The organism is Melaminivora alkalimesophila, assembly GCF_000282995.1.
GTDB classification, from domain to species: Bacteria; Pseudomonadota; Gammaproteobacteria; order Burkholderiales; family Burkholderiaceae_C; genus Melaminivora; species Melaminivora alkalimesophila.
Genome location: NZ_ALEE01000457.1, coordinates 1 through 5,162, shown reverse-complemented (window position 1 = coordinate 5,162; position 5,162 = coordinate 1). Strand labels below are relative to the sequence as shown.

Genomic DNA, 5,162 nt, shown 5'->3' with positions numbered 1-5,162 from the left:
GGCGCGGCACGCCGGCGTGCCGCTGGCCCAGATGCCGGTGCGCATGATGCTGGCCAGCGACGAGTTGCGCACGGTGCTGGTGAGCATCCACGTGGCGCTGCGCGAGGCCATCGAGGCAGTGACCGAGGAGAACGTGCTGCAGACGCTGCGCATCGCGCACGCGGCGCTGGCGCGCAGCCTGGGGCGCGCGCCGCGCATCGGCGTGGCCGGCCTGAACCCGCATGCGGGCGAGGGCGGCCTGTTCGGGCGCGAGGAGCTCGAGGCCATCGCGCCGGCCATCGCCCGCGCCCGCGCCGAGGGCATCGACGCCAGCGGCCCGCACGCCCCCGACACGGTGTTCATGCGGGCCCGCGCGACGGCCGAGCGCCCGGGCGAATTCGACGTGGTGCTCGCCATGTACCACGACCAGGGGCTGATCCCGGTGAAGTACCTGGGGGTGGACAAGGGCGTGAACGTGACCCTGGGGCTGCCGCTGGTGCGCACCAGCCCCGACCACGGCACGGCCTTCGACATCGCCGGCCGGGGCGTGGCCGACGCCGCCAGCCTGGTCGAGGCGGTGCGCATGGCGCGCGCGCTCGCCCAGGCCTGAGCCGCCCGCCCGGCGGCTCCTGCAGCCGCCTCTCAGGGCTGCGATTGCGGGCGCTGCAGCGCGTCGCGGATCTCGCGCAGCAGCTGGATGTCCTCCGGCGGCGGGGGCGGCGGCTCGTCCTTCTTGGCCTCTTCCTTGTGCGGCCACTCGCGCTTGAGGCGGTTGATCTGCTTGACCATCAGGAAGATGATGAAGGCCAGGATGACGAAGTTCACCGACACCGTCAGGAAGTGGCCATAGGCAAAGACCGGCACCCCGGCCTTGCGCACCGCTTCCAGGGTGTGCGGCACGTCGGGCGGGACGTGCGCCAGGGGGATGAAAAGGTTGGAGAAGTCCAGCTTGCCGAACACCAGCCCGACCACCGGCATGATCAGGTCGTTGACGACCGAGTCGACGATCTTGCCGAAGGCCCCGCCGATGATCACGCCGACGGCCAGGTCGACGACGCTGCCCTTGACGGCGAATTCCTTGAACTCGTGAGCGATGCCCATGCAATGTTCCTTGAGGTGGATGAGGAGCCGGGAGTATTACCCGAGGCGGGCGCAGCGGCGCCGGGGATAGGCCGCTGTCCGGTCGATTTTCACTCCGCTACAATTTACGGTTGACCCTTCACAGCGATGCATACCAAGGATCCCCATGAGTGAAACCCCGATCGACCCCAGCAGGCGCACGTGGCTGATCGCGTCCGGCTGCGCCGGCGCGGTGGGCGGCGTGGCAACTGCCGTCCCCTTCGTGAGCACGTTCCAGCCCTCGGAGAAGGCCAAGGCCGCCGGCGCCGCCGTCGAGGTGGACATCTCCGAGCTCAAGGCCGGCGAGAAGATCACCGTGGAATGGCGCGGCAAGCCCGTGTGGATCATCAAGCGCACGCCCGAACAGCTCGCCGAGCTGCCCAAGCTGGCCAGCCAGCTGGCCGATCCGCAGTCCAAGCGCAACCCCGACGAGTTCACGCCCCCCTACGCGCAGAACGAGCACCGCTCCATCAAGCCGGAGATCCTGGTGTGCGTCGGCATCTGCCCGCACCTGGGCTGCTCGCCGACCGACAAGTTCGCCACCGGCCCCCAGCCTTCGCTGCCGGACGACTGGCACGGCGGCTTCCTGTGTCCCTGCCACGGCTCGACCTTCGACATGGCCGGCCGCGTGTTCAAGAACAAGCCGTCGCCCGACAACCTGCCGGTGCCGCCGCACATGTACCTGTCCGACACCAAGCTGTTGATCGGCGAAGACAAGAAGGCCTGAGGGAGCACGGACCATGGCTGCTTACCGCGAATTCAAGGAGGTCTCGCCCAACGCCTCGGTGGGGGCGAAGACCATGAACTGGCTGGAGAACCGTTTCCCGACGGCTTTCGACGCCTACCGCGTCCACATGTCGGAGTACTACGCTCCGAAGAACTTCAACTTCTGGTACATCTTCGGCTCGCTGGCCCTTCTTGTGCTGGTCATCCAGATCGTCACCGGCATCTTCCTGGTGATGCACTACAAGCCCGACGCCGCCAAGGCCTTCGAGTCGGTCGAGTACATCATGCGCGACGTGCCCTGGGGCTGGCTGATCCGCTACATGCACTCCACCGGGGCCTCGGCCTTCTTCGTGGTCGTGTACCTGCACATGTTCCGCGGCCTCTTGTACGGCAGCTACCGCAAGCCGCGCGAGCTGGTCTGGATCTTCGGCTGCGCCATCTTCCTGGCGCTGATGGCCGAGGCTTTCATGGGCTACCTGCTGCCCTGGGGCCAGATGTCCTACTGGGGCGCCCAGGTGATCGTCAACCTGTTCTCGGCGATCCCCTTCATCGGCCCGGACCTGGCGCTCTTGATCCGCGGTGACTACGTGGTGGGCGATGCGACGCTCAACCGCTTCTTCAGCTTCCACGTGATCGCCGTGCCGCTGGTGCTGCTCGGCCTGGTCGTCGCCCACCTGCTGGCGCTGCACGACGTGGGCTCCAACAACCCCGATGGCATCGAGATCAAGGGCCCCGGCAAGCCGGTGGATGCCAACGGCAACCCGCTGGACGGCGTGCCGTTCCATCCCTACTACACGGTGCACGACATCCTGGGCGTGAGCATCTTCCTGTTCATCTTCTCGGCGATCGTGTTCTTCGCGCCCGAGTTCGGCGGCTACTTCCTGGAGTACAACAACTTCATCCCGGCCGATCCGCTCAAGACACCGGCGCACATCGCCCCGGTCTGGTACTTCACGCCGTTTTATTCGATGCTGCGCGCCATCACCACCGAGATGATGTACGTGCTGGTCGCCTGCGTGGTGCTGGGTGCGGGCTTCGGCGTGCTCAAGGGCCGCCTGCCGGGCATCGTCAAGGGCATCGTGCTGGTGGCGGCCGTGGTCGGCATCGCCCTGATGCTGGCCATCGACGCCAAGTTCTGGGGCGTGGTGGTGATGGGCGCGGCCGTGGTCATCCTGTTCTTCCTGCCCTGGCTGGACCACAGCCCGGCGCGCTCGATCCGCTACCGTCCGGACTGGCACAAGTGGGTGTACGCCGTGTTCGTGATCAACTTCGTGATCCTGGCGTACCTGGGCGTGCAGCCGCCGTCGCCCATCGGCGAGCGCGTCTCCCAGGTCGGCACGCTGTTCTACTTCGGCTTCTTCCTGCTCATGCCCTGGTGGAGCCGGCTCGGGACCCCGAAGCCCGTGCCCGAGCGCGTGACCTTCGCCCCCCACTGAGCTGGAGTAACCACAACATGAAGAAATTCCTTTTCGCGCTGCTGGCAGCCGTGGGGTTTGTCGCCGGCGCCCAGGCCGCCGAAGGCGGCATCGCCTGGGACAAGGTGCGGGTCGACACCAGCGACACGGCTTCGCTGCAAAACGGCGCCAAGCTGTTCGTGAATTACTGCCTGAACTGCCACTCGGCGGCCTTCATGCGCTACAACCGCCTGAAGGACATCGGCCTGACCGACGAGCAGATCAAGGACAACCTGCTGTTCACCACCGACAAGGTGGGCGAGACCATGAAGGCGGCCATCGATCCGCAGCAGGCCAAGGCCTGGTTCGGCGCCAACCCGCCCGACCTGACGGTGATCGCCCGCTCGCGCGCCGGCTCGGGCGGCACGGGCGCCGACTACCTCTACACCTTCCTGCGCACCTTCTACCGCGACGACACCAAGGCCACGGGCTGGAACAACCTGGCCTTCCCGAGCGTCGGCATGCCGCACGCGCTGTGGCAGCTGCAGGGCGAGCGCCGCGCCGTGTTCGAGGAGCGCGCCCAGGGCAGCGGCACCGAGCAGGTGTTCAAGGGCTGGGAGGAGATCTCCAAGGGCAGCATGACGCCCCAGCAGTACGACGAGGCCGTGCGCGACCTCGTGAATTACCTGCAGTGGATGGGCGAGCCGGCGCAAAATACCCGCGTGCGCGTGGGTGTGTGGGTGCTGATGTTCCTGGCGGTGTTCACCTTCATTGCCTGGAGGCTGAACGCAGCCTACTGGAAGGACATCAAGTAAGGAAGAACGACGCAATCCGCCGCGCCGGCGCCCCCAGGGTGTGCCGGCGCGGCAGTGTCTGGCAGAGTGGGCGCAGCTGCGTCCACTTTTTTGATTTTTAGGAGCCGCTGACCATGATGGTGCTTTATTCGGGCACGACCTGCCCCTTCTCCCATCGTTGCCGATTCGTCCTGTTCGAGAAGGGAATGGATTTCGAGATCCGCGACGTGGATCTCTACAACAAGCCCGAAGACATCAACGTCATGAACCCCTATGGCCAGGTCCCGATCCTGGTCGAGCGCGAGCTGATCCTGTACGAGTCGAACATCATCAACGAGTACATCGACGAGCGTTTCCCGCATCCGCAGCTGATGCCCGGCGACCCGGTGGACCGCGCGCGCGTGCGCCTCTTCCTGCTGAACTTCGAGAAGGAGCTGTTCGTGCACGTGAACACACTCGAGTCGCGCACCAGCAAGGGCAACGAGAAGGCGCTGGAGAAGGCGCGCGCCCACATCCGCGAGCGGCTCACGCAGCTCGCGCCGGTGTTCCTCAAGCAAAAGTACATGATGGGCGAGAACTTCTCCATGCTCGACGTGGCCATCGCGCCCCTCCTGTGGCGGCTGGACTACTATGGCATCGAGCTGTCGAAGAATGCGGCTCCGCTGCTCAAGTACGCCGAGCGCATCTTCTCCCGGCCGGCCTACATCGAGGCGCTCACGCCCTCGGAAAAGGTCATGCGCAAGTAACCCGTTGCCCTCCCTTCACGCCCGCGCACGATGCACCACGACGACACCGGCGGCGCGCAACCGCCCTCCACCCGCCCCTACCTCATCCGTGCGCTGTACGAATGGTGCACGGACCACGGCTTCACGCCGCACCTGGTGGTGCGCGTCGATGGGTCCGTGCGTGTTCCGCGCGAATACGTCAACAACGGCGAGATCGTGCTGAACGTGAGCAGCGAGGCCACGGGGGCGCTGCAGCTGGGCAACGAGTTCATCGAGTTCAAGGCGCGCTTCGGGGGCAAGCCGCACGAGATCCTGGTGCCGGTGCGCCGGGTGGTGGCGATCTACGCGCGCGAAAACGGCCAGGGCATGGCCTTCCCGCTGGAGGAGGGCCCACAGCTCGCCCCTGCCGGGCCGCTGCCGGCGGG

Annotated in this window: 7 protein-coding genes; 6 read left to right on the top strand and 1 reads right to left on the bottom strand. The window is 66.5% G+C overall.

Features of this window, described 5'->3' with window-relative positions; all coding sequences use genetic code 11:
• A partial coding sequence (locus A612_RS08930) for a PdxA family dehydrogenase (RefSeq protein ID WP_019374154.1) occupies window positions 1-589 on the top strand: 589 nt, incomplete at its 5' end.
• A 32-nt stretch (window positions 590-621) separates the two neighbouring features.
• On the opposite strand, the gene mscL is transcribed toward A612_RS08930, so the two are convergent.
• Window positions 622-1,080, bottom strand: a complete 459-nt coding sequence (gene mscL / locus A612_RS08925) for a large conductance mechanosensitive channel protein MscL (protein ID WP_019374153.1) — start codon at window positions 1,078-1,080, stop codon at window positions 622-624.
• Between the two features lie 145 nt (window positions 1,081-1,225).
• On the opposite strand from mscL, the gene petA reads away from it, so the two are divergent.
• The 5 genes from petA to A612_RS08900 form a co-directional block, all read left to right on the top strand.
• Window positions 1,226-1,825 (top strand): ubiquinol-cytochrome c reductase iron-sulfur subunit, encoded by a 600-nt coding sequence (petA, locus tag A612_RS08920; RefSeq protein ID WP_019374152.1) that lies wholly within the window; start codon window positions 1,226-1,228, stop codon window positions 1,823-1,825.
• A 13-nt stretch (window positions 1,826-1,838) separates the two neighbouring features.
• Window positions 1,839-3,260 carry a cytochrome b gene (locus A612_RS08915; protein WP_019374151.1) on the top strand — a complete coding sequence of 474 codons (1,422 nt, stop codon included), beginning with the start codon at window positions 1,839-1,841 and terminating at the stop codon, window positions 3,258-3,260.
• A gap of 17 nt (window positions 3,261-3,277) precedes the next feature.
• Window positions 3,278-4,033 (top strand): cytochrome c1, encoded by a 756-nt coding sequence (locus tag A612_RS08910; protein WP_019374150.1) that lies wholly within the window; start codon window positions 3,278-3,280, stop codon window positions 4,031-4,033.
• 113 nt (window positions 4,034-4,146) lie between these two features.
• The gene (locus A612_RS08905) at window positions 4,147-4,758 is read left to right on the top strand and encodes a glutathione S-transferase N-terminal domain-containing protein (RefSeq protein WP_019374149.1); all 612 of its coding nucleotides are present in this window, start codon (window positions 4,147-4,149) and stop codon (window positions 4,756-4,758) included.
• A gap of 30 nt (window positions 4,759-4,788) precedes the next feature.
• Window positions 4,789-5,162, top strand: a 374-nt coding sequence (locus A612_RS08900) for a ClpXP protease specificity-enhancing factor (RefSeq protein WP_019374148.1), incomplete at its 3' end; no start/stop codon positions are given.

Excerpts from the sequence above, each read along its gene's own strand:
- A612_RS08915 (WP_019374151.1), top strand. The coding sequence starts at position 1,839 with ATGGCTGCTTACCGCGAATTCAAGGAGGTCTCGCCCAACGCCTCGGTG.
- mscL (WP_019374153.1), bottom strand. The coding sequence starts at position 1,080 with ATGGGCATCGCTCACGAGTTCAAGGAATTCGCCGTCAAGGGCAGCGTC.
- A612_RS08910 (WP_019374150.1), top strand. The coding sequence starts at position 3,278 with ATGAAGAAATTCCTTTTCGCGCTGCTGGCAGCCGTGGGGTTTGTCGCC.
- A612_RS08905 (WP_019374149.1), top strand. The coding sequence starts at position 4,147 with ATGATGGTGCTTTATTCGGGCACGACCTGCCCCTTCTCCCATCGTTGC.
- petA (WP_019374152.1), top strand. The coding sequence starts at position 1,226 with ATGAGTGAAACCCCGATCGACCCCAGCAGGCGCACGTGGCTGATCGCG.